General features: G+C 57.0%; 20 protein-coding genes. 8 read left to right on the top strand and 12 right to left on the bottom strand.

Annotation, left to right across the window (positions count from 1 at the left end; translation table 11 throughout):
* Positions 1-96 precede the first annotated feature (96 nt).
* Positions 97-2,070, bottom strand: coding sequence for an alkyl/aryl-sulfatase (locus ACYZTM_RS03845; protein ID WP_461987154.1), 1,974 nt, complete (start codon positions 2,068-2,070; stop codon positions 97-99).
* A gap of 137 nt (positions 2,071-2,207) precedes the next feature.
* Between ACYZTM_RS03845 and ACYZTM_RS03840 the strand changes: the two genes are divergently transcribed.
* From ACYZTM_RS03840 to ACYZTM_RS03810, 7 genes are all read left to right on the top strand, one after another.
* A complete protein-coding gene (locus tag ACYZTM_RS03840) occupies positions 2,208-2,876 on the top strand; it encodes an ABC transporter ATP-binding protein (protein WP_131062647.1) in 669 nt (222 codons plus the stop codon).
* A gap of 1 nt (position 2,877) precedes the next feature.
* The gene (locus tag ACYZTM_RS03835) at positions 2,878-5,349 is read left to right on the top strand and encodes an ABC transporter permease (RefSeq protein ID WP_461987152.1); all 2,472 of its coding nucleotides are present in this window, start codon (positions 2,878-2,880) and stop codon (positions 5,347-5,349) included.
* The gene (locus ACYZTM_RS03830) at positions 5,339-6,394 is read left to right on the top strand and encodes a lipocalin-like domain-containing protein (RefSeq protein ID WP_461987150.1); all 1,056 of its coding nucleotides are present in this window, start codon (positions 5,339-5,341) and stop codon (positions 6,392-6,394) included. The genes ACYZTM_RS03835 and ACYZTM_RS03830 overlap by 11 nt, the downstream gene beginning before the upstream one ends.
* 124 nt (positions 6,395-6,518) lie before the next feature.
* Positions 6,519-6,761: a hypothetical protein gene (locus tag ACYZTM_RS03825; protein WP_461987149.1), complete on the top strand. Its 243-nt coding sequence runs from the start codon at positions 6,519-6,521 to the stop codon at positions 6,759-6,761.
* 11 nt (positions 6,762-6,772) lie between these two features.
* The gene (locus tag ACYZTM_RS03820) at positions 6,773-6,946 is read left to right on the top strand and encodes a hypothetical protein (RefSeq protein WP_461987147.1); all 174 of its coding nucleotides are present in this window, start codon (positions 6,773-6,775) and stop codon (positions 6,944-6,946) included.
* A gap of 86 nt (positions 6,947-7,032) precedes the next feature.
* Positions 7,033-7,617: a hypothetical protein gene (locus ACYZTM_RS03815; protein ID WP_461987145.1), complete on the top strand. Its 585-nt coding sequence runs from the start codon at positions 7,033-7,035 to the stop codon at positions 7,615-7,617.
* A 351-nt stretch (positions 7,618-7,968) separates the two neighbouring features.
* The gene (locus ACYZTM_RS03810) at positions 7,969-8,790 is read left to right on the top strand and encodes a VanW family protein (RefSeq protein ID WP_461989097.1); all 822 of its coding nucleotides are present in this window, start codon (positions 7,969-7,971) and stop codon (positions 8,788-8,790) included.
* 167 nt (positions 8,791-8,957) lie between these two features.
* Here the strand turns inward: ACYZTM_RS03810 and ACYZTM_RS03805 are convergent, their stop codons facing one another.
* From ACYZTM_RS03805 to ACYZTM_RS03765, 9 genes are all read right to left on the bottom strand, one after another.
* Positions 8,958-9,560, bottom strand: a complete 603-nt coding sequence (locus ACYZTM_RS03805; protein ID WP_461987143.1) for a hypothetical protein — start codon at positions 9,558-9,560, stop codon at positions 8,958-8,960.
* 59 nt (positions 9,561-9,619) lie between these two features.
* Positions 9,620-10,090 carry a hypothetical protein gene (locus ACYZTM_RS03800; protein ID WP_461987141.1) on the bottom strand — a complete coding sequence of 157 codons (471 nt, stop codon included), beginning with the start codon at positions 10,088-10,090 and terminating at the stop codon, positions 9,620-9,622.
* Positions 10,091-10,172: 82 nt separating this feature from the next.
* Positions 10,173-10,784, bottom strand: a complete 612-nt coding sequence (locus tag ACYZTM_RS03795; RefSeq protein WP_461987139.1) for a hypothetical protein — start codon at positions 10,782-10,784, stop codon at positions 10,173-10,175.
* Positions 10,785-10,809: 25 nt separating this feature from the next.
* Positions 10,810-11,280 carry a hypothetical protein gene (locus ACYZTM_RS03790; protein ID WP_461987137.1) on the bottom strand — a complete coding sequence of 157 codons (471 nt, stop codon included), beginning with the start codon at positions 11,278-11,280 and terminating at the stop codon, positions 10,810-10,812.
* A gap of 172 nt (positions 11,281-11,452) precedes the next feature.
* The gene (locus ACYZTM_RS03785; RefSeq protein ID WP_461987135.1) at positions 11,453-11,782 is read right to left on the bottom strand and encodes a hypothetical protein; all 330 of its coding nucleotides are present in this window, start codon (positions 11,780-11,782) and stop codon (positions 11,453-11,455) included.
* Positions 11,779-16,689 carry an RHS repeat-associated core domain-containing protein gene (locus ACYZTM_RS03780; RefSeq protein WP_461987133.1) on the bottom strand — a complete coding sequence of 1,637 codons (4,911 nt, stop codon included), beginning with the start codon at positions 16,687-16,689 and terminating at the stop codon, positions 11,779-11,781. The genes ACYZTM_RS03785 and ACYZTM_RS03780 overlap by 4 nt, the downstream gene beginning before the upstream one ends.
* Positions 16,686-17,426, bottom strand: a complete 741-nt coding sequence (locus tag ACYZTM_RS03775; protein ID WP_461987131.1) for a DUF4123 domain-containing protein — start codon at positions 17,424-17,426, stop codon at positions 16,686-16,688. The genes ACYZTM_RS03780 and ACYZTM_RS03775 overlap by 4 nt, the downstream gene beginning before the upstream one ends.
* Positions 17,416-19,458 carry a type VI secretion system Vgr family protein gene (locus tag ACYZTM_RS03770; protein ID WP_461987129.1) on the bottom strand — a complete coding sequence of 681 codons (2,043 nt, stop codon included), beginning with the start codon at positions 19,456-19,458 and terminating at the stop codon, positions 17,416-17,418. Before ACYZTM_RS03770 ends, ACYZTM_RS03775 begins: the two co-directional genes overlap by 11 nt.
* A 131-nt stretch (positions 19,459-19,589) precedes the next feature.
* The gene (locus ACYZTM_RS03765; protein ID WP_054051032.1) at positions 19,590-20,105 is read right to left on the bottom strand and encodes an Hcp family type VI secretion system effector; all 516 of its coding nucleotides are present in this window, start codon (positions 20,103-20,105) and stop codon (positions 19,590-19,592) included.
* Positions 20,106-20,521: 416 nt separating this feature from the next.
* On the opposite strand from ACYZTM_RS03765, the gene ACYZTM_RS03760 reads away from it, so the two are divergent.
* Complete coding sequence (locus ACYZTM_RS03760; protein ID WP_131063336.1) at positions 20,522-21,199, top strand: type 1 glutamine amidotransferase domain-containing protein; 678 nt, start codon at positions 20,522-20,524, stop codon at positions 21,197-21,199.
* 91 nt (positions 21,200-21,290) lie between these two features.
* On the opposite strand, the gene hglS is transcribed toward ACYZTM_RS03760, so the two are convergent.
* Together hglS and ACYZTM_RS03750 are read right to left on the bottom strand one after the other, a co-directional pair.
* Positions 21,291-22,673, bottom strand: coding sequence for a 2-oxoadipate dioxygenase/decarboxylase HglS (gene hglS, locus ACYZTM_RS03755; RefSeq protein WP_461987126.1), 1,383 nt, complete (start codon positions 22,671-22,673; stop codon positions 21,291-21,293).
* 222 nt (positions 22,674-22,895) lie between these two features.
* Positions 22,896-23,843: an alpha/beta fold hydrolase gene (locus ACYZTM_RS03750; RefSeq protein WP_461987124.1), complete on the bottom strand. Its 948-nt coding sequence runs from the start codon at positions 23,841-23,843 to the stop codon at positions 22,896-22,898.
* Between the last annotated feature and the right edge of the window lie 20 nt (positions 23,844-23,863).

The raw sequence follows: 23,863 nt of genomic DNA, 5'->3' as shown, positions 1-23,863 counted from the left end.
AGCCCGCTCCCACAGTAGATCTGTGGCGTTCACAAATCCCCTGTAAGAGCGAGCCTGCTCGCGAAGGGCGCGACGCGGTTTTCCCGCGTCACCCATTCAAGGCGTCACGATATTGAACTGCGGACTGAAGCTATCCAGGCTCGTCAGCAACTCCCCAAGTTTCTTCCCGTTCCCTTGCAACTTGATCAACCCTTTCTGCATCGCTGTCGGGAAATCCAGCTGTTTGAGGCTGATCTGTTCGAGCGTCGCCTTGCTCAAACTCACACTGGCATCCGCCGCCGGATTAAGCCCTGTACGGTGAGTCAGCACCCCATTGCGCAAGGTCAGGTTGAAATCCTTGTGCTGATCTTCAAACGTCCAGTTCAACGTCAGGTCATGGCCCACGGCCTTATCGCTGTCGAGCCGAATCGCCAGGTAATCGAAAAACATCTCCGGCGTCATCGCCCGCACCATGTCCACCGACACCGAACTGCCGGCATGCTGCGGCACGCCGCTGCGCAATTCCATCGCCCCGGTCAGGTACATGTTGCGCCAGGTCGCGTTCTCGCTTTGATAACCCAACTGCTCCAGCGCATCCGCCTGGGCGCTGCGGCCCGGCACGTTGTCGGGTTCGGCGAACACCAGCTGATTGCCCAACTGCGCCGCCCAGCGATAGTCACCCTTGGCCATCGCCGCACGCATCTTCTCGACAACCGCTGCGCCACCACCCATGGCCTCGACAGTGCGTTTGGCAGTCTCCACGGGCGGCAGCGGATTGAGGTTGGCCGGGTTGCCGTCGTAGAAACCCATGTAACGCTGATACACCGCCCGCGAGTTGTGGCTGAGCGAACCGTAGTAACCACGGGTGTACCACTTCTGGTCGAGAGCGCCGGGCAGTTTCTGCATGTTCTCGGCGATTTCCATCGGCGTCAGGCCCTGGTTCAACAGGTGCAAGGTGCGGTCGTTGAGAAACGCGTACATGTCGCGCTGATCGGCGAGGAACGTGCGAATCCGCTCACCGCCCCAGGTCGGCCAGTTGTGCTGGGCGAACAACACGTCGCTCTTGTCGCCATAACGCGCCAGGCTGCTGTCCAGGTATTGCGCCCAGGCCTTGGCATCGCGCACGGGCGCACCACGCGGAGTGAGGATGTTGTGCATCATTTGCGTGGCGTTTTCGGCCATGCACAAGGCGCGCAACTGCGGCAGGTAGAGGTTCATCTCCGACGGCGCTTCGGTGCCCGGCGTGAGCTGGAATTCCACCTCGATGCCGGCGATGGTGCGGGTTTCCAGTTCCTTGCTGATCAGGTCGGTCGGCTCGATCAAGGTGATGGTGCCGCCGGTGGGCAGGCTCTTGCCCATGCCCGAATCCACCTGGCCTTTTTCACCCCGAGGCAACAGGCTGCCGAACTGATACTGCGCGCGGCGGCTCATGGCGTTGCCGGCGTACACGTTCTCGCTCATCACGTGTTCCATGAAACCGGACGGCGCGAACACCTTGACCTTGCCGGCCTTGACGTCGGCCTCGTCGATCACCCCGCGCACGCCACCGAAATGGTCGGCATGGGTGTGGCTGTAGATCACCGCCACCACCGGTTTCTGTGGGCGGTTCTGGTAATACAGCGCCAGGGCGGCCTTGGCGGTTTCGGCCATGGTCAGCGGGTCGATGATGATCAGCCCGTCGTCACCTTCGATGATGGTCATGTTGGCCACATCGAGGCCGCGCACCTGATAGATTTTCGGGCTGACTTCGAACAACCCGGCGTGAGCGCTGAGCTGGGCCAGGCGCCAAAGGCTCGGGTTGACCGAAGACGGTGCCTGAGCCTTGTCGAGGAAATCGTAAGCCGCAATATCCCAGATGACCTTGTCGGCCGCGTCCTTGACCTGACCCTTGAACGGCGCGATCAAACCGCGACTGACCGATTCAAAATCGGTGCGGTCACTGAAAGGCAGGTGCTGCAGCACGGCGGCGTTGTTGGATGAGGTGATCGAACTGGCATCGGCCGGTACATCGGCGGCGTACACCGCTTGCGTCAGGCAAGCCGTGATCAGGCAGGCCAGCAGGCCACGAGGGCTTAAAGTGAAACGAGGCATGGCGTCTCCGTTTTTTATCGTTATGGTTAGACCAGTCTCGAGGTTAGGGCGGCGGCCGATCAGGGCAGCAATCCGCAACGGACAAAAACCATGCAAGGCCGCTATCCTTGCCCCACGCTCATCAAACAGGCTTGCCCATGCTTCAGGTCCAAGGCGTTTTCAAAAGCTACGCCACTCCGCAAGGTCCACTGCCGGTGCTGCAAGGTGTCGACCTGACATTGAAACCCGGCAGCAGCCTGGCGCTGATGGGCGAGTCGGGCAGCGGTAAAAGCACCTTGCTGCACTTGATCGCCGGGCTGGACAAGGTCGATCAGGGCAGCATCCGCAGTGGCGAGCATCGGCTGGAGCAGATGAACGAAGGGCAACTGGCGAACTGGCGCCGGACCGAAATCGGCCTGGTGTTCCAGCAGTTCAACCTGATCGGCAGCTTGCGTGTGGAGGACAATCTGGCGTTTCAAGCGCGGCTGGCGGGGCGGCATGATCCGCGCTGGCAAGCGCATCTGGTGCGGCGATTGGGGTTGAGTGATTTGCTGCGGCGTTATCCGGAGCAGCTCTCCGGCGGGCAACAGCAGCGAGTCGCGTTGGGCCGCGCCCTGGCGTCGAAGCCGAAATTGCTCTTGGCCGACGAGCCTACCGGCAGCCTCGATGAAGCCACCAGCGATGAGGTATTGAAGTTACTGCTGGAATTGCTCGACGACAGCCCGACCAGCTTGTTGATGGTCACGCATAGCCATCGAGTTGCAGCACGCCTGGCGGAAAAAGTAGTGCTGCACCGCGGCCGTCTGGCTGGCGCGGGCGAGCGCTGAGGTGCGAGTCTTTCGCGAAACGCTGCGGGCGCTGCTCAGCCATTGGCGTCTGCACCCGGTGCAATTTTTCAGTGTGCTGACCGGGCTCTGGCTCGCCACCAGCTTGCTGACCGGCGTGGAAGCGCTGAACAGTCAGGCGCGGGAAAGCTATGCCCGAGCCAGTCAGTTGATCGGCGGTGAACCCCAGGCCAGCCTCAGCGCGCCGAGCGGCGCGACCTTCTCCCAGCAAGTGTTTGTTGACCTGCGCCGCGCGGGCTGGCCGGTATCACCCGTGCTGCAAGGGCGGGTGACGCTCAAGGGCCATGAAGACCAGCGTTTGCAGCTGATGGGCATCGAGCCGGTGTCGCTGCCGGCCGGCTCGGCGGTGGCGGGGCGAACGTTGGTGATCGAGCAGATTGTCGAGTTTTTCACCCCGCCGGGCCGCACCTGGATTTCGCCGCAGACCCAGCAGACATTGGGTCTGCATGAAGGTGAACAGCCGCTGAGCGCAAGCGGCGTGGCATTGCCGCCGCTGCAGGTTCAAACCGACATGGCCCCCGGCCTGTTGCTGGTGGACATCGGCTTCGCCCAGCAGATTCTTGGTCTGCCGGAGCAACTGTCGCGCCTGCTGTTGCCCAAGGATTTCAGCGCAGCACTGCCCGATCAATACAAAGGCCAGTTGCAGCTCAAGACCAGCGGTGAAGAAAACAATCTGTCGCGGCTGACTGAAAGTTTTCATCTGAACCTCGATGCCTTGGGCTTTCTGTCCTTCGTGGTGGGTTTGTTCATCGTTCACGCCGCGATCGGGTTGGCGCTGGAGCAACGCCGGGGATTGCTCAGAACCCTGCGTGCTTGCGGGGTCAGCGCACGCATGCTGATTACCTGTCTGGTGGTTGAGCTCGGTGCGCTGGCGCTGATCGGCGGCATTGCCGGTGTCGCCAGCGGCTACCTGCTGGCCAGCGTGCTGTTGCCGGATGTGGCCGCCAGTCTGCGCGGTTTGTATGGCGCCGAAGTGGCGGGGCAGTTGAGCCTCAGTCCGTGGTGGTGGTTCAGCGGCGTGGGCCTGAGTCTGTTCGGCGCGCTGCTGGCCGGAGCCAGCAGTTTGTTGCGGGCGGCGCGTTTGCCCTTGCTGGCGCTGGCCGATCCGCAAGCCTGGCATCAGTCTCACGCACGCTGGTTACGACGCCAGGGTTGGGTCGCGGCACTGGCCGCTGTCATTGCGCTCATCGCCTTGTTCTGGGGGGACAGCCTGGCCAGTGGTTTTGTGCTGATGGCGGCGCTGTTGATCGGTGCCGCACTGGCCTTGCCGGTGGTGCTGAATATCGTCTTGAACCTGGCGTTGAGCCGCAGTCATTCGGTGCTTGGCCAATGGTTTCTCGCCGACTGCCGTCAGCAACTGCCGGCGCTCAGCCTGGCGCTGATGGCGCTGCTGTTGGCACTGGCGGCGAACATCGGCGCCGGCAGCATGACCGCCGGTTTCCGCCAGACCTTCAGTGACTGGCTCGAACAACGCCTGACCGCCGAGCTCTACATCAATCCGCAAAACCCGGCCCAGTCCCGAGAATTGCACACGTGGCTCAAACAGCAGCCTTCATTGACCGCCGTGCTGCCCAACTGGCAGGTATCGATCCAGCTACAAGGCTGGCCGGCGGATATCTTCGGCGTGATCGATCACCCGACCTATCGCCAGCATTGGCCGCTGCTGGAAGCCTTGGGCGACAACCCCTGGGACCGTTTGGCCAAGGACGATGCGCTGATGCTCAGCGAACAACTGGCCCGGCGCTTGAACGTGCGGCTCGGCGATCACTTGACCCTCCCCACGCCGGGCGGCCCGTGGTCGCCACGGATCGTCGGGATCTACGCCGACTACGGCAACCCCAAGGGCCACATTCTGGTGAACGGCAACCATCTGCTGCGCGGGTGGCCGCAGCTCACGCCCAATCGTTTCAACCTGCGCATCGACCCGGCATTGATTCCGCCATTCCTGAAAACGCTGCAAGCACGCTTCACCCTGGACGACAGCCGAATCGTCGATCAGGCGCGGCTCAAGGGATGGTCCACGCAAGTGTTCGAACGCACCTTCGCCGCCACCGCCGCGCTCAACAGCCTGACCCTGGCCGTTGCCGGTGTGGCGCTGTTCATCAGCCTGCTGACACAGAGCCAGAGCCGCCTCGGGCAGCTCGCCCCACTGTGGGCGCTGGGCGTGACGCGACGGCAATTGATGCTGCTCAACCTTGGGCAAACCTGGTTGCTGGCGGTGCTGACGCTGGTGCTGGCGTTGCCGTTGGGGATCGCCTTGGCATGGTGCCTGGACGCGGTGATCAACGTGCAAGCGTTTGGCTGGCGATTGCCACTGCGGGTGTTTCCGCTGCAGCTGTTGCAGTTGATGGGGCTGGCGTTGCTCGCGACCTTGCTGGCGTCGGCGTGGCCGCTGTATTCGCTGTATCGCACGCAACCGGCCGACCTGTTGAGGACGTTTGCGCATGAGGATTAAGGTCGCTGTCTTGTTTTTGGCGTTGTTGAGCGGCTGCGACAACTCGGCGCCTGACGATAAAGGCTTCGCCGGGCTCGGCGGTGAGGCCGCCGCGTTTACCCCGGTGGTGCCCGGTCGGGTGTTCAGCTTCCCGGTCGATCATGGGCCGCATGACGGTTTTCGCATCGAATGGTGGTACGTCACGGCCAATCTCAAGGACGATCAGGGCCGCGAGTTTGGCGTGCAATGGACGTTGTTTCGCAGTGCCTTGAAAGCTGTTTCGGAGCAACCGGGCTGGGGCAATCAGACCATTTGGCTGGGGCACGCAGCCGTGACATCGGCAACGGCCCATCACGCGGCCGAACGCTACGCCCGTGGCGGCGTGGGTCAGGCGGGTGTGAGTCTCGCGCCGTTCAATGCCTGGATCGATGATTGGCGCTTTAGCAGTCAGGGCTCCGAAGCCTTGGCGGATCTTCAACTCAGCGCTCGGGACAAGGGCTTTAGCTACCAATTGCGGCTGACGTCCACACGTCCGCTGGTGCTTCAGGGCGACAAGGGTTTCAGCCAAAAATCCGAACAAGGGCAGGCGTCGTATTACTACAGCCAACCGTTTTTCCAGGCCAGCGGCGCGTTGGAAATAGACGGCAAAACGTATCAAGTGAGCGGTCCGGCTTGGCTTGATCGGGAGTGGAGCAGCCAGCCACTGACCGCCAATCAAAGCGGTTGGGACTGGTTTTCGCTGCACCTGGACAGCGGCGAACAGGTCATGCTTTACCGCATGCGGCAAAAGGATGGCGCGCCTTACCTCACGGGCACGTGGATCGATGCCCAGGGCCAGACTCAGTTATTGCACGCCACCGACATCAGCCTCACACCGCAAGACACCACCACAGTCGCCGGGCGTGACATGCCGGTGCGCTGGTCGATCAAAATCCCCGCCAAGCACCTCGACATCACCATCACCGCGCTCAACCCCAATGCCTGGATGGATTTGCGCATTCCTTACTGGGAAGGCCCCGTGCAATTCAACGGCGGCACGGGCTACCTCGAAATGACCGGCTACTAACCCCTGTAGCAGCTGTCGAGTGAAACGAGGCTGCGAGCTCTTGATCTTGCTCCCCGCCAAATCCCCCGGAACTCCAAACGCCGGCCAAGCCTCTACCGTACGAACGCCTCGCAGGAGCTCACTCATGAGCGAAGACCTAAAACCACCCGACCTCGATGCCTGGCAGCGCCTGTTCGAAGACAAGGCCTACTGGCAGCAATCCCCCGACGCCCATTACAGCGAACTGCTGCGGGTGGCCGACGACTTGCTGGGGCAGGGCGCCATCGACCTGGAGCAATGGCAGGCCTTGAAGGCCAAGGCCGAGCAATCCCACAAAGACTCGCCCGCGGTGAACGTCGCCCAGGAAGTCAATGATCCCGAGGCCTGAGGAGAACCATCATGAAATCCCCATCACCCGACACCACAAAACACCCCGACGAACCGCGACCCCCCGGCGAAGTCGAGCGCGACAACGACGCCCTGCGCCCCACAGACCCGACCCGGCGCAAAGAAAGCGGCAAGGGCACTGAAAGAGGCGAATCCACCGCGCAAGAAACTGCAAAAACTCCCTGAACTGCGTCTATGCTGATTTGCACAGCCGGCGCTGACCCACGGGCCAGAGCCGTCTGCTGCCACCAATCACAGGGAAAGTATTGCTTATGAAACTCCACGCACTGACTAAAGCCATCACCCTCGCTACCTTGCTGTCCGCCACCAGCCTTGGCGCCATGGCTGCGGACATTCCGCTGTCTGCCGTTGTGGAAGCGGATCAGGTCACGACCAAAGTTGTCTCGGTCGATGCGGCGAATCACCGGGTCGTCCTTGAAGGGCCGGAAGGTCGTCAGGTTCATGTGCAACTGACCGACAAGGCGAAAAACCTCGCCAACCTGAAAGTCGGCGATCAAGTCGACGTCAAGGTCACCAGCGCCGTCGCCGCCTACCTCGACACGGATGTCGACAAAGGCCTGCCAGGCACTGTCGAGCGCGCTGGCGAAGTCCGTGCCGCTCCCGGCAGCGACAACCCTGGCGGCGAAGCCTACCGTCAGGTGCAGGTTCAGCTGAAAATCACCAAAATCGATTTGAAGAAAAACCAGGTGACCTTCGAAAACCCTGCCGGCCAATCCAAGACCATTGATGTCGTAAGGCCCGAAGTTCAAGCAAAACTGAAAGACCTGAAAGTTGGACAGAGTGTCGTAGTGACCTACACCGACATCCTCAAAGTGACCAGCAAACACGAAAGCTGAGTATTAGCTCTATATATTGATTGTTCTTGTACAACTTTTTTGTATAAGAGCAATCAGTTTTAACGGTCTAACTGGTGAGTTTTTTGTTGTCGTACAAATCATATTTGAAATGACATTTAATTCATGTGGTATCGATAAATTTCATGATTATGTATACGGACAACTTCCCCGACTTCAATTAAAATACTTCCCGTTCGCCCAGTGGCAGGGCTCTTTACCAGTGCAGGGATTGCCGAGGCCATTACACTGGGCGAACACCTCCTCGGGGCAATACGCACCTGCGGCAATACGTTAAGATGCGCGGCACTTTACACATCAAGGATGAAAACGGCCGCCGCCGTTCTGACACGGATGAAACCACTCTCCCTTTATCACCCGGCCCTCTACTGGCTGCGCGTGTGGCAAAAAAGACTGTTTCGGCAAATAGCCTGGCGCTTCTCCAGCCGGCAATACGCCGTTTCGATCAACGCCGAATCCCGCTTGCCCTTTCGCTACCTCAAACACACCTCCAAGCTGATTCGTAAACTCGGCAACTCCGATATTGCGCTGCAACACAACAAAGTCATCAACCTCAAACGGGCCGTGTCATCAATAAACGGCATAGTCATCGCGCCCGGCGAATACTTTTCCTTCTGTCGCTTGGTCGGCCGACCGACCCGCAAACGCGGTTACGTCGAAGGCATGGAACTGTCATTTGGTGAAGCTCGCAGCGGCATCGGCGGCGGCATCTGCCAACTGAGCAACCTGATTCACTGGATGGCCATTCACTCGCCGCTGGTGGTGGTTGAGCGTTCGAACCACAGCTTCGATCCGTTTCCTGATGAAGGGCGAGTGTTGCCGTTCGGGTCCGGGGCGGCGATTTTTTACAACTACATAGATTTGGTTCTGCATAACCCGACGGATCGGCATTTTCAGTTGAAGTTGAAGGTTGGGGAGCAGCAGCTGGAAGGGGAGTTGTTGTGTGACCGGGTGAGGGAGTATCGGTATCACGTTTATCAGGTTGGGCATCGGTTTTTGCGTGAGGGTGGGCGGGTGTTTCGGGAGAATGAGATATGGCGGGAGGTGAGGAGCAAGGGGCAGGGGAGTGAGGTGTTGGTGAGTGAGCGGCTTTATAGGAATCGGGTGGTTGTTAAGTATGAGGTTGGGGAGGGTTTATTGGCGGTGAATGGATGAAAAACGGGCAATCATAAGATTGCCCGTTTTTTGTTGTTTAAATTTGTGCCTGTAATTGTCGATCGATTTGATTCAATAAATCGCAGTTTAGCTTATAAAATAATCAAAAAATAACAGCCTAAAGAGGTAGGGGCGGATGTGGGCGTGCTTGAATAATAAGGATTTTCTTAATATTTAAGAACTTCAAGTGAGCCAATTTTTTCGGTCAATGCTAGGGTAAATGCTTCTTCCGACGCGAACTTGGACGTTTCCAGTAACTCCAAGAACCACTCTGCATTTAACGCAGAGAAAAGTTGCAGCCATTCAGCATTATTGGCCTTGTAAGCTGGGACAGCAGATCCACCCAGCCCATGTCCCTTGCTTTCAAAAAAAAGAAAATAGTCATCGGCGTAGCAATACCCGATCAACTTTGGCCACTCAGAACTATGGGGGAGCTCCGGTACAAGATCTTTTTTGGCAATTACGTAATAATTTCGGATCTTGCATTCCTGAGGTGGGCGGGAGCCGGAAAGCCAGATAAGGCATTGGGTCGCCCTGTCAGCGTCGTCCATCCGGGTCGATTCTTTTTTATCCAGCTCAATAAAGGCCCCATCCGTATCCTTAACATAGAACATCATCCAGCCCTCACGTCCTTCGTTGACGATTAAGTAGAAATGTCCATAACCTTCGACAGTGAGTGACCAACAGCCGAAAAATGCTCTCTGGTCCGAGAATTCGGTAATGGTGAAACCGGCGCGCTGAATCGCATTTTTCAGTTCCAGGTAATGCATCGGTAGGCTCCCGTCATGAAATAAATCCATTAATCTTTTTTTTCCAGAGGTCTTTATGGTTAAAGATTTTCTAGGTCGGTTGGTCCGCCATCATTAATTAGCTTTGATAGTCGACTGTTGTAAACTTCGATGTCCTGTGCGTTCGTCGTTTTGTTTATTTGTTGACGCAGATATTCCATGCATTTAGATATTTTCAGTTTTTCCTTGCTGGATATATCCCGGATTAGGTCAAATCCATTTTCCGATAAGGCCGGGATCTTTTTCCGCATATAAAAATAGCAGCCTATATTTTCGAGAAGGTCGTTTGTGTCCTCTAGACTGTTTTTTACGGTAATTACGTATTTTTCAAACGCGCTTTTTAGAATAGACACGGGGTTTTTTTGTGTCTCGAGAAAGCTGCAAAGCCCTTGCCAGTTGATGATGTGTAGTTGATTTCCCCAGTCAGGATCTCTTGTGAAATAGATGCCGGATCCTCGGAAATAGTCTGGGAATTCGTCTCTGTTTAGCGCTTTCTCAAAATTGCTGATCATTGAAGATGTTCCCAGTCATAAGAATTGGCTTCGGTTAAAGAGGGGGCTGATTTTTAAAAAAAAGGGAGCGGGTTTCTGTCATTTAAAGACTTTCAAGATCAATGGAGCAGCCGTTGCTTTTTTGTTTTTTAAGTCTTTGTTCGAATGAAAGCATTTGTAGATCTTTGGTTTTTATATCGTGCTCTTTTCTTAAAAGTCTAAATAGGCGGCCAATATTTTCTTTGCTTTTGTTGTCGAGACTTTTGATTAGGTCGTAGTTGTCGGCGGATAGAAATGGGTATTTTGGTCTTGTTATGTAATATGCTGTTATGTTGGACAGTAGACCTTCAGCGTCTTCGTAGTTTTCATTGAGGTGTCTCGCGTATTCTTCAAATATAGTCGTCAATAAGCCCTGCGCAGCTTTCTGGGTTTTAAGTACGCTGCACATTCCTGCCCAGTTGCCTACATATAGATGATCGCCCCAGTCGGATCCTCTAGCAAAGTAGATTCCATTTCCTTTGAAAAAATCGGAAATTTCATGTTGATCTAAGGCAGTTTCGAACGTGGTTTTCATTGGGTTTATTTTTCGCGCGTCTAAGTTTCTCAACAACGTCCCCACCCGCCTGTCATGGGTGATACTCTCTGATCCAATTAAAGCTATTTCTTTTGGTCCGCGTTTGGTTGCTCTCCAAAAAAAATAGCTGATGGCCTCCAATCTCCCTCGCTTGCTGCTTTACGTACTACAGTTTTTCTAAGTCAACTTTACAGCCATTTGTTTTGATTTCGGACAGGAATTGATCGAGACTTATCACGGGTTTGCCGACGTTTTTTTTGGCGTACCCACTACGAAGTATTCTAAATAGATCTCCGATTATTTTTTTGTTTGGTTTGTTAAGGTTTGATACCAAATCAAAACCATCGGCGGACATGAAAGGTGTGTCTTTTGGCATTGAGTAGTAGCAACTGATGTTTAGTAGTAAGGAGTTCGCATCTTCATAGATATTTTTCAGCGATATTAAGTATTTACTGAATACTTCAAGCAGTATTTCATTTGGGTTGTCTTTCAGTTTAAGGTGCCCGCAAAGCCCCTGCCAGTTGTTGATGTAGAGGTGGTCTCCCCAGTCAGGATCTGGGGAAAAATATTGTCCTTGACCTTTGAAAAACTCTGTGGGTTCGGTATTTTCCATTGCTAGTTGAAATTTTGTTTTCATAGAGCCTTTTTCAAACTCTCAACTCGGCTTGGACAGAAAATAGATCAGGTTCATTATCGTGAATTAAAAAAGGGGTCGGATTTATTTTCATCAGATAAAATAAATCCGTCCCCTTTTTTTTACTTTTTTCTTGTTTGTCCCGCTTGTTTGTTTGTATTTGAATTTCTGTGGTTTATTTGTCGAGTGTGATCATGTATTTGTCAGGGCTAGTCCAGCTGATCATCTTGAATTTTCCATTTAGAAGTCCTTTGTCTCTTAAATATTCAAATACTTCTGCAGGACACCACTCTCTACCATCAGAAAAATAAAAATCAAGCTCTCTTAGTTTATTAAATACTTCGGCTTTTTTTTCATCGGTTGGTGTGTTGATTTTATATTCGTTAAGATCGATATCATTTGTAAAGCCAATATCGATAAGTTTTTCTTTGGTTCTAGCCTCTAGAATTTTAACTCTGACAAAATCGCTGTCGGATTTTGTGACATAGGCATGGATTGTATTCATTTCAGTAAAATCTCTGTCATGGTAGACACACCAGGCGCATCGGTAGTGGGGATAGAATCGATTACCATCTCTGGCGCCCCTCCCGGTAGATGGTTTCCTGGGCCTTCAAATTTTTCATTACCTGCAAGTGGGCTTCTAGGCGAGCGTTCTTGGATTCCATCAATTTTTCTGATTTTAAAGCCATTCTGAAGGCTTCCTTTTTCTAATCCAAATGCGGCTTCTAAATTGAGAATTTGGTCTTTGCTCAGTGTCATTTTTCCGTTTGCTGAGAAATCTCCAACTAGATCGCTGATGCCTTTTTTGTCAGAAATAAAGGATCCGTCTCTTCCGATGCTTGGGTATTTATCCCACGCTATTGGGCTAATGTTGTACCCAACATTGTCTTCTAACATCTGAGCTTGGCGTTGTCTTGCTTGAAGAACTTTTGCGCTTGGTATGCCAGGATCACCCGAGTCTACTTTGGCTTGTGCTTCTGGGGTTTCTATTGCCCTATCGGGCTTACAACCATCTGCGCCAGGGCAGTTATTCAACCCCAACGGATCCACCCACCCCGTAGGGTTAGGCACGTACTGGTAGTTATTCAACCCACCCGCAAGCTTGATCGGGTCCGGCGTCAGATACCGTCCAGTGCCCGGATTGTAGTAGCGATGCCGGTTGTAATGTAAGCCCGTTTCCCCATCGAAGTACTGACCCTGGAAGCGCAACGGGTTGTCGATTTCGGCAATGTCGAGGGTAGCGAGGTTGCCGTAGGCGCGGTATTTCGCCGACCACATGATCTGGCCGCTGTAGTCGGTGAGTTCCTGTGGGGTGCCGAGGTGGTCGAGTTGGTAGTAGAACGGTTCGGCTTTGAGCGGGCCTTCGCCGTCGAGCATGGCCAATGGGCGGAAGGTGCCCGGTTCGTAGATGTAGCTGCGATAGCGGTTGTCAGCGCTTTCGGCGATGAGACGCTCGCCTTGCCACAGGAATTGCGTGGTGTGGCCATCGACGGTTTTGGCGATGCGGCGGCCAAAGGCGTCGTATTTGTAGGTTGCATTGCTGCCACCGGGGAGGCTGACGCCGATCAGGCGGTGTTGGCAGTCGTAACGGTACTCGGTGACGAGTTTCTGTCCGGTTCCTCGACGTTCGCGCGCCAGGTTGCCGTAGGCGTCGTAATCGTAGTGGCGGTCGCCTTGCATGAGCAGGCGATTGCCTTTGACGTTGGCCATGTTTGCGGTTGGCTGGTCGCCCTGGCCCAGGAGGTTGCCCGCCGGGTCGTGGGCGAAGCTTTCCGGGGTGGTGCCACGGACGTTGATCAGTCGGTCGAGCGGGTCGTAGTGGTAGCTGCGATTGCCTTTGCGGCTGTCATCGATGCCCGCGAGATTGCCATTGGCGTCGTAGGCGTAGCGCCGCTGGAACAGGTTGCGATCTTGCTGACCCACCGTGTGGGCTTGCAGTCGGCCTTGTTCGTCGTACTGGTATTGGCTGAGCAGCAGGCCTTGTTGACGTTGCTGCTCGCGGCCAGCGCTGAACTGGTGAGTGGTCAGGCGCGAGCCGTTAAGGTCGATGCTGCTCAGGCGACCACCGGATTGGTGGCGGTAGTCGAGTTTGCTGCCGTCGGGGAGGCGGCAGTGGCTCAGTTGGCCGAGTTTGTCGTACTCGTAACGCGTGGTGCCCCAGCCTTGGTGTTCGGTGATCAGGCGGTCTTGCAGGTCATATTCGTAGGCGAGAGGCCAATGGCCGTCGTCGACGTTTACCAGGCGACCCAGTGCGTCGTAGCTGTAGTGAATTTCTTCGCCATCGGCCAGGGTTTTTACCAGCAAGCGGCCAGCGGCGTCGCGCTGGTACTCGGTAATCAGTTCGCTGCCGTCGTCGCCAAATTCGGTTTTCTTCAGCAATTGGCCGTTGAGGTCGTACTCGTAGGCGGTGCGGCGACCGTCGAAGCCGGTTTCCTGCTGGATCAGGCCGTTGGGGTAGTAATCGAGGTGGTAGTGCTCGCCACGTTCATTTTCGATCTCGCTGAGCAACAGGCGCGAGTTGTCGTAGTGGTAACGCAGTTGGCTGCCGTCCGGGTTGATGCGGCGGCTGACCAGATGCAGGTTATCCGCATACTCGTAACGGGTGACGCGGCCCAGTTCATCGCGTTCGGCGGTGACTTTGCCGTAAGCGTTATAGGTAAACGCACGGGTTGCACCGCCGGGCAAGGTGATTTGCGCGAGGCGGTTCGCCGCGTCCCATTGATAGTGGGTGATCGCGCCGCTTTCATCCTGACGCGTGATCTGTCGGCCCAGCGCGTCGTAGCGATACTTGCGCTGGCCGCCGTCGGGCAGCTGTTCTTCGAGCAGTTGGCCAAGGTTGTTCCAGCCCAGTTGATGGCGGCTGCCATCAGGATGACGGATCTCCAGCAGACGGCCCTGGCGGTTGTAGCTGTAGTGGGTCGAGTTGCCGTCCGGGTCGATCTGTTCGGTGATGTCGCCCTGATCGTTGCGCCAGTAGGTCCAGGTGGCCGGACCACGGTTCACTACACGGACGAACCCGTGGTAGTACTCGTAAGTGGTGGGAGCGTCTTCCGGTGGAATCACCGCGACCAGTCGGCCAGCTTCGTTGTACTGGTACTCGGTGACTGCTCCGAGTGGATCTTTTTCGGCAATCAGCCGGCCTTTGTCATCGTAGGCCTTGAGGTGCTCGGCACCATCCGGGTCAACCTTGGCGACCAGTCGGGCCTGATCGTCGTGGGTGTAGATTTCTTCGCTGCCGTCGGCGTTGGTAACCGTGACGCTGCCCTTGTCATCCCAGGCGTAGTGCGCGTCCATCTGCGAGAAGCTCGCCCAGTGATGGATGCAGCGTGCCGACTTGCCTTCCTTTTCCCATTCCCAGTAGAAACTCGCGCCACCGGCCAGTTGGCGCTCAAGGATGACGTTTTGATCGTTGTAGGCGTAGCGTTCTGCCTCACCCGCTGCGTTTCGGGCTTCGATCAGGCGGTTCTGGGCGTCGTAGCCATAGGTGACCAGGGTCTGAACGGTGCTCCAGGCATCTTCCAGATTGTCCGCCGGGCTGAACTGCTGATAGTCGATGGCGACGATGTGCTTGCGGTCATAACGCACGAGGAGGGCGCGACCGGCACCGTTATCGACACGCTTGATACGCCCGTGGATGTCACGGGTAATGTGCAGGCGATTGCCGTAATCATCGCTGATGGCGATCAGCGTGGCGCCCTTGCTGTTGTAGCGGAAATGGTAGAACTGTTTGCGTTCGCCGGCCTGCGTGAGCACCAGTTCGGAAGGGTCGTCACCGATGAAAATGGCCGCTTCCGAGAGGCTGTTGGTGATCGCCGGACGCTGCGCACTTGGCAACGGAAACGTGGTGACACGGTTCTCGTGGTCGGTCCAGATGACTTCGTCTTGGTTGATGTCGACGCGTTGGGCCAAGGCATGGCTCCAGCCGTAGCCGAGGCCGCAATCGATTTCTGCGGCGCTGGTGCGATAGAGTCGCGTCCAGCTGAAGGGCAGCAAACCACCGAGCTCGCCATCAGTCAGGGTCAGCAGCTCTTCGCCCGTGACCATCGATACGGGGCAACCATTGGTGCAGGTTTTCTTGGCGCAGGTGGCGCTTTTATCATCGGGCGTCTTCGACTGCGTGGAAACGTCGTCAACCTTTTCCTTGGGGGTCAGGGTGGTCTGTTTTTCTTTCTTGCCACGCGGAAACGAAGAAGCATCTTTGACTTCTTGCTTCGGCGTATCCGTGGTTTTCGGAACCTGACTTTTTGACCCGTTGGCGGCAGCCTCGTCGATTTTAATCGCCGCTGTTTTGGTCGGCTTCATTGGCACATTCTTGGCACTGGCAATCAACGGTTTCGACACTTCAGCGTGTGCCGGCAGGCTGTGTTTGCCGCTCAACGTCATCAGTTTCGCGGCCAGTTCTTCAAGGTACTTGATGGCTGTACCGGACTTGACCGTCGATAGGGCTTTGGTGCCCACCCGTACTGCGATTCCCGCACCACCCGTGAGGCAAATGCCCAGCACCACGTTGATCAGGAACTCTGCTGCGATCGCCGTCACCACGTCGACAATGACCTGCGGAGGCAGCATGCCGACCCAGGCGACAATTGCAGAAACGTAGATGAACATCAGGGGTTCATCACTGAGGATCAATAGACCTGAAGCGATGGACTCCTTGGAGGCTGCATAGAGCTTGTCGATCTCGACGTCCGACAAGTATTTACGCAGCTTCTCAAGGTTTTCCTTCGGGTGGGCGAGCAGTTCGAACAGGCTTTTGATGTCATCCCACAGCCTGAGCAGCGCTTTCTCCAGTCCATCCATCGCTTGTTTCAACAAGATTACGGAACGGCCCATGCGATCGGCCGCCGAATAGCTGGCCCACTGTGGCTGGAACTTGCCCGACCACTCACTTTGCAACCAGCCATCCAGATTGCCGATTACGCCCTGATAGGATTCGTAGAGCGCTTTGACGTTGCTCTGGGAAACGTTGGGGAAAAAGGTGATGCGGTACATCTGGCCTTTCTTGCAACCGTCGATCACCTTGATGCCGCTGGGGCCGATGGTTGTTTCAATGGCAGGTCCGGTAACGTCGTCGTAGAGCGTGCCTTTTTTGACGGGCTCCAGTTTCACTGGCGTGTTGCCGATTGGGACGAAGCGCGCCGACTCGAACATGTGGATCAGGGTGAAGTCGCCCGCCAGGGGGCAGGTTGCGTAGGTCTCGACCGCACCTGTTTTGGTCTTGCGTTTGGTGACGCTGACTTCATTGCCGACTTTGAATGTCTGGTCGACATCCAGTGCCCAGCCAGTGAGAAAACCGTCTGCCCACTCCTTGTAATCGCTCAGGCAGTTCTTGAAGTCTTTGAGAATCAGGTTCACGTCAGGCGTTTTGGCGTCCAGCACGCGCAGGACCAAGGTACCAATCGGGGTATTCATGACGTGACTTCCTTTGTCAGCTGAGCAGCAAGACGCTCTGCCATATCTTCTGTATTGGGTTGTTGGCGAACGAAGCGCTCGACCTTGTGCCGCAAGTTACTTTCGGGGAACGCGAAGAACAGCTCTGGGCAGTCCTCACCCAGCCACTGCATCAGGTTGTCGACGACGGTGGTGTGATCTTTTTCCGCCAGCGTATCGAGCAGCTTCTGTGGCACTTCCCACCACGGCCATTTCTTCGCCGGAGGTACGGACCTTGGTCCCACCGTCAGGCTCTGTCCATTGATCAAGTACCGCTCGAACACCGGCAGCACCTCGCCAGCGCTGGCGCCCAGGCCTTCAAGAATCGGATAAATATGCCGCCCGTCCCAGAATCTGAAAAACACCTCGGTGCCATCGGGTGTACGTACTTGGGTCAAACTGCGTAGATGTTCAAACACCACGTCCGCCGTGCTGGTGGACACCGCCAGCCAACCCCAATCCTGGGCATCGGTTTCGGTAATCCATTGCAAAAAACCGGCGTTTGGCTTCAGCTCGGCGAGATAGGGCATGACTGGCTGCCAATCGGCGTAAGGCGTGCCCCCCCAGATAGGTATCAGTTCTGGTGCCATCTCTTGCTGGTAGAAGGCCTTCAGCGGCTCGGCATCGCTGGCAGCACTGACGATCAAGTAAAGGCGCTCACCTGCCTGCAACGGTTTGTCAGCAAGCCACGCCTGCGGAGTCAACAGATCAGATCGCACAAGCACCTGCCTTGCACTTCTCACACTCTTCACAAAACGGCGCATTACGTTTCAACGTATTGATCTGCGCCGGGGTCAACACCGCACCAGCCTTGTCCGCATCCGCCTGCTTCAACACCCCCGGCAACAACGGCGCAGCACCAGTCCCGCTACCCGGCCCACCCCCGGAGTTCATGTTGATCACCGGCCCGCTCAGGGTCACGCCGCCGGCATCGATTTTGATGAAGCTGCCGCCACCGATCAGGGTCAGTTCACTGCCCGCTTCGAGCACGACTTTCATGCCGCTGCTCAGGTGGATTTCCTGGCCTGCGTCGATGAACTGCCCGGTGCCGATCTTGATGTGCTGGTTCACGCCCACGGTCAGGTGGTCGTTGGCGCGGGCCTCGACTTTGCGGTCGGCGTAAACGGTGTGGTGTTCTTCGGCCTTGAATTCGCTGTAGCTGTTTTTCTCGACGGTGTCGTGGCGTTCGTTGCCTACGCGGATTTTCTGGTCGTGTTCGACGTTTTCGTCCCAGTCGCGCTGGGCGTGCAGGAAGATTTGTTCCTGGCCTTTTTTGTCTTCGATGCGCAGTTCGTTGTAGCCGCCACCGCCCTTGGAGCTGAGGGTTTTGAAGGTACTGCGGGTTTTGTTCGCCGGCAGCGGGTAGGGGACGACGTTTTCCTTGTGGTACAGGCAACCGCTGATCAGCGGCTGGTCGGGGTCGCCTTCGAGGAAGGTGACGAGCACTTCCATGCCGATCCGCGGAATGGCGATGCCGCCGTAGTGGGCGCCAGCCCAGGCGGAGGAGACGCGCAGCCAGCAGCTGGTCTTGTCGTCGGCCTGGCCTTCGCGGTCCCAGTGGAATTGCACTTTGACGCGGCCGTACTGGTCGCAGTGGATCTCTTCACCCTTGGGCCCGGTGACCACGGCGCTTTGGCTGCCGAGGATGCGCGGCTTCTTTTGCGTCAGCGGCGGGCGGTTCGGCACGTCCCACGGCGTGGCCTGGAAGCGGTTGCGGTAACCCTGGTGGAAATCGCCCTTGAGGCTGGTGGTGTCGCTGGTCACCGACTCTTCCAGCACTTGCGGCTGTTTGCCTTCGTGAAGGACTTCAGTCAACAGCCACAGGTCGTTCCATTTGGCTTTCGGGTGTTGGGTCAGGGCCAGGAAATGGCCGCTGACCAGCAACGGCTGATCGCTTTTACCTTCGGCCAACTGGAAGTCGCTGCGGTGACGTTCCAGGTTGCGCTTGGCTAAATGTTTGCCGCGCTCACGGTCGATAAAACGACCGGGGTAGTCGTAGTCTTCGAGGTCGGGCAGGGCGTCGCCGCGGTTTTCGCTTTCGAGGGTGATGCGCGGTTTCTCGAAGTCGTAGTCGCGGCGGGTGGTGCGGCTGGTACGGGTTTCCAGGCGCAGGTCGAAGCGCTTGATCACCGGGTCGTTGGCGACCATGCCGGAGTCTTGCTGATAGGCCACGGGTGCGAGTTTCGGGAACACCGTCTGGTCATCGCCGAACACCAGTTTGTGGGCCGTGGCGCTGTGCTGGAAGTGGTAATGGATACCTTCTTCCTCGCACAGGCGCTGGATGAATTGCAGGTCCGATTCATCGTACTGAACGCAGTAAATGCGCTCGGGATAGATCGCCCCGACTTTGAATTCATAGGCGTTGCTTTGGATACCGTGCTCTTCGAGGACCATGCCGATGATTTTCGGCACGCTGAGGTTCTGGAAGATGCGTTGGTTGATGCGGTGCGCGAGGTAGGACAGTTGCGGGCGCAGGGTCACCGCGTAGCGGGTCAGGCGTTTGCCGGAATCGCCCTGGGCGGCGCGATAGATCTGGCCATGGATGCCGCTGCCGTCAGGCGAAAGCTGCAAAAAGGCCGGTTTGTGCAGCAGGGTCTCGAGGTCCAGGGACGGCTGTTCACTGACCAGCTCCACCTCAAACACAAAAGGCTGGCTGATGGCTTCCCGACCTTGCAGGGAAAAAACCTGGAGATCGTTGTCCAGACCTTCGATAGTCAGGGCAAAGTGAGTTTGATTGGCCGGCGCGAACATCCCTTGTTCCTCGTGCAGTGCTGCGGCGTTGGCCAATACCGGAGAAAGGAATCAGCAGACGCAAAATTCTGGAAGGGCGAAAACAACATCGACCAGCAGAGCTGGCCGATGCTTTAGACGGTCGGCCTGACTCAGGCGACCGGCTGACGCCAGTCATCGGAACCCGAAGTACCGGATACTTCGTGGGTCCAGGTGATTTTGCGGTAGGTGAATTGCACTTCTTCCAGGTGAGTGAAGTGGGAGTTCGACGGATCCTGGCAGTTGTGCATTTTGTTGTTGATGGCGACGATGATCGCGTCTTCCAGTTTGGTGGTGTAGTAGTGCTCTTGGGTACCTTGAGCCGAAGTGCGGTACCACTGGATAACGATCTCGCTCATGCGCTCGCCGGAGGTCAGAGCAGCTTGCAGCAGTGGCGAAGCCTTGTCGTAGACCTTGGTGATCACGACTGGCTTGTGAACGCGCTGACCGGTTGGCTGGCCGGACTGTGGGTCACGCGGGATGATCACGTCGTGGCTGAAAGCCTGAACCATGACCTGGTCTTCGTGACCTTCTTGATAAGTGTTGCCAACCGAGTCGGCGGTGAATGCGCCGGCAGTGATCAGACCTTGTTTTTCGCCAGTGACGGACATGTACGCTGGAGTAGCCATGGATGTGCTCCTTGCTGAATAAAGTGAGGGTGCCCGGGAGGCGGTATCGCCCGGTGGGTGCCTGACTGTTATCAAGGTCCGTGCCAGAATCGATTCGGGTCATATAAATCAAGGGGTTGAGGCTTTTTTGAGTGGTCGCTGGAGATTTCTAAAAGCGCTGCCGCCTGAATGTGCGCAAGTTCTTGCACAGCATTGCGCAAGAACTTGCGCACTCGGCTGGAAGGCCTGACAGGCCGGGCGATCAGCGATCCTTGAGGGGCTTTTGGCACGAGTAGTGCGCAACTTCTTGCGCATCAAGGCTTTGCGCCATCACTCAAAGGCGCCCGGCATCCGGTGCAACGAATCGGCTGGCCGAGTGGTCCATAAAAACAGCGCCGTCGAGCGTCCGAACAACCCCGAAGTGGAGTGAGCACGACATGAAAATCCTGATGGTTTTAACGTCCCACGGTCAATTGGGTAACACGGGTAAGAAAACCGGCTTCTGGCTGGAAGAATTCGCGGCACCGTACTTCGCCTTCAAGGATGCCGGTGCTCAGCTGACCCTGGTCTCGCCCAAGGGTGGCCAGCCGCCGCTGGACCCGAAAAGCGACGAGCCGGACGCACAAACCGCTGCCACCGAGCGCTTTCGCAAAGACTCTGCGGCCCAGTCAGCGCTGGCGTCCACCGCTGTGTTGAGCACCGTAAGGCCCGATGATTACGACGCCGTGTTTTATCCCGGCGGTCATGGTCCGCTGTGGGACCTTGCCGAAGACAGCTATTCGATTTCATTGATCGAAGCGTTTATCAAGGCAGGAAAACCGGTCGCAGCAGTCTGCCACGCGCCGGGTGTGTTGCGTGACGTCAAGGGGGCGGATGGCCGGCCACTGGTCAAAGGCAAGCGCGTGACAGGCTTTACCAACACTGAGGAAGAGGCGGTGCAACTGACGAATGTCGTGCCGTTTCTGGTGGAGGACATGCTGAAGGAGAAGGGCGGCGAGTATTCCAAGGGCGCGGATTGGGCGAGTTATGTGCTCACCGATGGCTTGCTGATCACCGGGCAGAATCCCGCATCGTCCGAGGCTGCGGCTGAGGCGTTGTTGGCGAAACTCAAGTAAACGCAGGACTTTGTAGGAGCACGGCTTGCCGGCGAAGGCGGTTTTGAAGACGCCTTCGCTGGCAAGCCATGCTCCTACAGTTCGGTGGTGACTAGCGAATGTTCAACGCCGAAAAACACTGCTCGATCGAGCGTCGCTGCGTCTCGGCATACAGTCCCAATTCATCAATGGTCGAGCGCCCCAGCGCCTGTTCAAACGCTTGCTGGTTCGAATGCACGCCATAATTTACCTGCGCCGCATCCCCAAGGTTCGACTGGAAAATCCCCGCCGCACTGACCGGCAGAAAATCTTCATACACCAACGGTTCAACCCGCAAATAGCCGCCGCTGAGCAATTCTTCCAGCGGCAATGATTTCAGCTCATCGGCCACCAGGCCTTTCTCCGTGAGGAAGTAGCGAAAGTACGCCAGTTCCTGTTGGCGCATGCCTTCGTACGTGTCAGGGAATTCGCTAAAGTGCTGCGCCATCAACGCGTTGTAACGTGCGGCATTGCCCTTGTTCGGGAAGTCCTTCAACTCATCACGGGCAGCGTTGAGCAGGCGATCGTAAAGTGCCCGGCCTTTTGGCGTGAGCGCTGCGCCGCGCTGTTCGATTTCACCGAAGCGGGCGCTGTGGCTGCCGCGCGTCTCGGCTTGATCGGTGAAGGCGATCGGCTCGTCCAGCGCCTTGAAACTGGTCTGGCGCAGCAGGATGGGGCACTGGCGGCGGGGCGGGCCTTCGATGACGGCTTTGGGCGTGATGCCGTGGGCGGGCATTTGTGCCTGGACGATGTCGATGTCCAGGGTGCGCGGCGTCAGGTGATTGATGTGCGGGCCCTTGAACGCGACCACGTCGGCGATCAGTCGATGCTGTGCGCTGAGTTTCTGGTACTGCTCAGCGGTGACCGTGGCGCTGTGGTGCCAGCGAAAGGTTTCCAGCGCCTGTTCGACGAAGTCCTGGGCCTCTTGTTCGGTCAGACCGCCCTCGGTTTCGGCGCGCTCAATCAGTGCAAGCGCTGTCGGGGTGAAGATCTGGCGCTTATCCAGCACCGACTGGGCGAAGGCTCGCAGTTCCAGGTCTTCGATCAGTTCCAGGCGCAGCAGTGAGGTGAACACCCGGAACGGGCTGACTTGCAAGGCGACTTCGTGCACGGCGCGGAACGCGGTGGAATGCACCGGAACGCCGGCCGGGGTCAGGTCGTAATAGCCGACGGGTTGCATGCCCATCACCGCAAACAGTCGGGCGAGAGTGGCCAGTTCGTCAGCGGTGCCGACGCGAATCGCGCCGTGACGCTCCAGGTCCAGCCGCTCGATTTCGCCGGTGCTGTTCAGCTGGCGGGCCACCTGCGGATCGCTGTCCAGCACGTGACGGTTGGTGTGCTCGACCAACTTCATCAGCGCGCCGTACAGCGGCACTTCTTCGCGGTACATGTCGGACATCGCTTTGGAGAAGCGTTGGCGGATCAGGTCAGGGCTAACGAAGCTTGGGTGGCTCATGAAAAAAATTCCTGGCGCGGATGACGTAAAGGATGCGGGAAAAGATCGCAGCCTTCTGCAACGCCGACAAACGAAGTTTCTGACGGACTTCATTCTGCCAAGGACTGCTCGCACTATTGGTTACCCACAGCCCTTGTAGGAGCGAGGCTTGCCCGCGAAGCTTTTGGCGCCTTCAAAGGCCCCTTCGCGGGCAAGCCTCGCTCCTACAGGATTGGTGAGGGATTACAGGTGAGAACGGCTTTCCGAGCGCAGCGAACCGAGGAATTCCCGATACAACCGCGCGGTATTGGCCGGCTGCTCGACCATCGGCATATGGCCACTGTGGTCCCAGATATCCACGCGCAAATCAGCGATGCCTTTACTCCACACCGCCACGCTGCTGACGTCGATCAGGCGGTCTTTGTGCCCCCACAGCAACAGCGCCGGGCACTTGATGTCGGGCAGTTTGGGCTCCATCGGCGGGCTGGCACGGAAGTCGTTGAAGATTTCTTCCAGATCATCGCGACTCTGTTCATAACGCTGCGCAATAGCGTCCAGCACCACGCCGGGCACCCACGGCGGCTCGGCCATGGTCATGGCGTAGAAGCGCTGGAACTCCTCCCGTGAATGAATCAAAAACGGGTTGTGCCCCTTGGCCAAATGTCGCTCCAGGTCGCTGGGCTCGGGGGAAGTGACGCCGGCCGGATCGATCAGGGCGACGGAGGCAATCCGGTCCGGGTAATTCGCCGCCAGCCACGCCGCGATGTAGCCGCCCATTGAGTTGCCGATCACATGGACTTTCTCGACCCCGCAGACGTCCAGCAGCTGGATCATCCGCTTGGCCTGCAGAGGAATATCGTAGCCGCCACCTGCCTTGAACCCGGTTTCGCCATGGCCGGCGATGTCAGGGATGATCACCCGATAGTTGCCGACAAAGTGTCGTGCGAAGCGCAGCCAGACGTTCCTGTCGGCACTGAAGCCGTGCAGCATCAGCACACTGCTGGACGCTTCGTACGGCCCGCCTTGCCAGGTCGAGACGGTCATTTCCGTGATCGGTACGACGATCTTGTGCAGCCGATACAGCTTGGCTTCCATGGCCATACTCAGGTCATAGAGCCAGTAACCGATGGCCGGGTAACTCAGCCAGCTCCAGGCTACAAAAACCGCGATAAGGACAACCAACACAAGCATCAGGCATCTTCCTTTTACGT

This window comes from Pseudomonas sp. MDT2-39-1 (assembly GCF_054898085.1).
This window is presented reverse-complemented; position numbering and strand designations above follow the sequence as displayed.

Bases quoted from the DNA above. Each gene is read 5' to 3' on its own strand.
- ACYZTM_RS03845 (WP_461987154.1), bottom strand. From the start codon at position 2,070: ATGCCTCGTTTCACTTTAAGCCCTCGTGGCCTGCTGGCCTGCCTGATC.
- ACYZTM_RS03840 (WP_131062647.1), top strand. From the start codon at position 2,208: ATGCTTCAGGTCCAAGGCGTTTTCAAAAGCTACGCCACTCCGCAAGGT.
- ACYZTM_RS03830 (WP_461987150.1), top strand. From the start codon at position 5,339: ATGAGGATTAAGGTCGCTGTCTTGTTTTTGGCGTTGTTGAGCGGCTGC.
- ACYZTM_RS03825 (WP_461987149.1), top strand. From the start codon at position 6,519: ATGAGCGAAGACCTAAAACCACCCGACCTCGATGCCTGGCAGCGCCTG.
- ACYZTM_RS03820 (WP_461987147.1), top strand. From the start codon at position 6,773: ATGAAATCCCCATCACCCGACACCACAAAACACCCCGACGAACCGCGA.
- ACYZTM_RS03815 (WP_461987145.1), top strand. From the start codon at position 7,033: ATGAAACTCCACGCACTGACTAAAGCCATCACCCTCGCTACCTTGCTG.
- ACYZTM_RS03810 (WP_461989097.1), top strand. From the start codon at position 7,969: ATGAAACCACTCTCCCTTTATCACCCGGCCCTCTACTGGCTGCGCGTG.
- ACYZTM_RS03805 (WP_461987143.1), bottom strand. From the start codon at position 9,560: ATGCATTACCTGGAACTGAAAAATGCGATTCAGCGCGCCGGTTTCACC.
- ACYZTM_RS03800 (WP_461987141.1), bottom strand. From the start codon at position 10,090: ATGATCAGCAATTTTGAGAAAGCGCTAAACAGAGACGAATTCCCAGAC.
- ACYZTM_RS03790 (WP_461987137.1), bottom strand. From the start codon at position 11,280: ATGAAAACAAAATTTCAACTAGCAATGGAAAATACCGAACCCACAGAG.
- ACYZTM_RS03785 (WP_461987135.1), bottom strand. From the start codon at position 11,782: ATGAATACAATCCATGCCTATGTCACAAAATCCGACAGCGATTTTGTC.
- ACYZTM_RS03780 (WP_461987133.1), bottom strand. From the start codon at position 16,689: ATGAATACCCCGATTGGTACCTTGGTCCTGCGCGTGCTGGACGCCAAA.
- ACYZTM_RS03770 (WP_461987129.1), bottom strand. From the start codon at position 19,458: ATGTTCGCGCCGGCCAATCAAACTCACTTTGCCCTGACTATCGAAGGT.
- ACYZTM_RS03765 (WP_054051032.1), bottom strand. From the start codon at position 20,105: ATGGCTACTCCAGCGTACATGTCCGTCACTGGCGAAAAACAAGGTCTG.
- ACYZTM_RS03760 (WP_131063336.1), top strand. From the start codon at position 20,522: ATGAAAATCCTGATGGTTTTAACGTCCCACGGTCAATTGGGTAACACG.
- hglS (WP_461987126.1), bottom strand. From the start codon at position 22,673: ATGAGCCACCCAAGCTTCGTTAGCCCTGACCTGATCCGCCAACGCTTC.
- ACYZTM_RS03750 (WP_461987124.1), bottom strand. From the start codon at position 23,843: ATGCTTGTGTTGGTTGTCCTTATCGCGGTTTTTGTAGCCTGGAGCTGG.